The sequence below is a fragment of the bacterium genome, assembly GCA_035370465.1.
GTDB lineage: Bacteria > Ratteibacteria > UBA8468 > B48-G9 > JAFGKM01 > JAGGVW01.
In genome coordinates this window covers 1-2364 of record DAOOVW010000095.1, presented here as the reverse complement: position 1 = coordinate 2364, position 2364 = coordinate 1, and the positions used below count along the sequence as shown (strand labels likewise).

2 protein-coding genes are annotated in these 2364 nt (G+C 30.3%); both read right to left on the bottom strand.

The window, feature by feature from the left end; genetic code table 11:
- Window positions 1-734: M48 family metallopeptidase (locus PLW95_08110; GenBank protein ID HOV22618.1), on the bottom strand; the 734-nt coding region annotated here is incomplete at its 3' end.
- Between the two features lie 237 nt (window positions 735-971).
- The coding region (gene mnmE, locus PLW95_08105; GenBank protein HOV22617.1) for a tRNA uridine-5-carboxymethylaminomethyl(34) synthesis GTPase MnmE at window positions 972-2364 on the bottom strand (1393 nt) is incomplete at its 5' end.

The window sequence follows — 2364 nt, the reverse complement described above, 5'->3', positions numbered from 1 at the left end:
ATTGTTGCCTGAACATTTTTTATTCTCTCTTCTATATCTGGATGGTCGCTTAAAAAAGCAGGAATTATTTTGGGATTTTTCTTCTCAATTTCTTGAAGTTTTTTGAAAAATGTTACCATTCCCTCTGGTTTATATCCACCTCTATAAGCATAAATTACACCCAAAGCATCTGCTCTTAATTCTTCTTCTCTACTATATTTAAGCATTGTTAAATTGAAAATTGTATCAATTGATTTTTGTATTGCTTCTGACCTTGCATTACTAAGAAGAACTGCTGCTGGAATTGAATAAAGAAGTTGTGTCTGTAATCTATGAACTCCATCTCTTGCACAAATATGTCCTATTTCATGTCCGATAACACATGCAATTTCATCATCTTCTGCATTTTTTAATAGCCCTGTATAAATATAAACAAAAGGTCCTGGAATTGAAAAAGCATTTATATCTTCTCCTTCAACTACTCTGAAAGTATATTTCAAATTCGGTCTATCACAGGCATTTGCAATTTTTTGTCCTATTTCTTCAACTTTGACAGGAGTTGGAATGATTTTAAGTTCTTTCTGGAGTTTTTTATCCATAGCAACTCCCATATCAATCTCGTCTTTTTCAGAATAAAATGTATATTCAACTTTTTTTGTAACAGGATTGTAATAAGTAGCACATCCAGAAAAAATGAAAAGAAGAACAACTGGTATAATTTTATAAAATCTGCCCATTTTAAAAATTTTATTCATTTTTTTAAGTATTTAGAGAAGTTATGTTATATTTAGGCACAAAGTAAAATCCATCCACTCGGGCATAGTTTATCGACGAGCCTCTCTCCCAAAGATATCCCCTACCCATAAGTTCCCCCTTTGATAAACCGACTAAAGAAGCAAAGGGTAGCAAAGCAGAGTTGGTGCGTCATCGTTTCCCAGATAGCACAACTGCTACCGCCTAAAAAAACAGTAACTACCAAGTATGAGTGTTTGCTATTTGCCAATACAAAAATTTGAAAATATATTTTCAAGTACTTCATCATTATACCTATTTCCAGTTAGATAGTCAATTTCACGAATTGCCTGTCTCAAATATTCTGTTGATATTTCTAACGGTAAATTCTTTTTAATTGAGTTAAGACAACCAATAAGTGCTTTTTTCAATTTTCTTATAAGTTCTTCCTGCCTTAAATTGAGATAAATTTCACCTTCACTTACTTTTTCTCCCTTCTCAACAATTTTAAAGATTTTCTCTTTTAATTCATCAATACCTTTACCTTCTTTTGCTGAAATAAATACAATTTTTTCATCAGAAAAAATTTTTTTAATTTTTTCAATTTCTATTTTTAAGGGCAGGTCAACTTTGTTAATTGCTATGATATAATTATTCCCTTTGATTTTTTCAAACAATTTTTTATCATCTTTTTTCAATTGTTGACTTCCGTCTAAAATAAGTATATTTATTTCTGCTTTCTTCATCCATTCAACTGCTTTTTCAACTCCCATTTTTTCAATTTTCCCTTTTGTTTTTCTTATTCCTGCTGTATCAATTATTTTTACAGGAATCCCTTTTATATTTATAACTTCCTGAATTATATCTCTTGTTGTACCGGGAATTTCACTTACAATTGCTCTTTCTTCTTCAATCAATTTATTAAGGAGTGATGATTTGCCTACATTTGTTCTCCCAATTATTGCTACTTTAACTCCTTCAAATAAAATTTTCCCCCTTTTAGAAGATGAAATAATTTTTTCAATTTCTTTTATTAAGACATCAATTTCTTTTTCACCAACTCTTTCAATTGCTTTTATATCTTCTTCCTCAGGAAAATCAATCAGGTACTCAAATTGTGATAAGTACCTCACAATTTTTTCTTTTATATTATTTATTTTTTCTGAAAAACTGCCTTCTAATTTCAAAAGAGAGATTTCAAGTGATTTTTCTGTCTGACTGGTTATTATTTCAAGAACACTTTCTGCCTGTGTAAGGTCAATTCTACCATTGAGAAATGCTCTCATTGTAAATTCTCCAGGGCTGGCAAGTCGTGCTCCTTTTTTAATACATACACTTAAAACCTCTTTTAATGGGATAATTCCACCGTGACAATTAATTTCTGCGATATCTTCTTTTGTATATGTTTTTGGAGATTTCATAATGGTTAGTAAGACCTCATCAATTCTTCTTCTGCTTTCAACAATATAACCATAATGAATTGTATGAGATGGAATATCCTTTATTTTTATTTTTTTACCCTGCTTTAAATTCTTCCCGGCAACAAAAATTTCTTCAATAATTTTATATGTATCTGGACCACTTAATCTTACAATCCCTATACCATTTACTCCAAGAGGAGTTGAAATCGCACAAATTGTATCTTTTTTCATT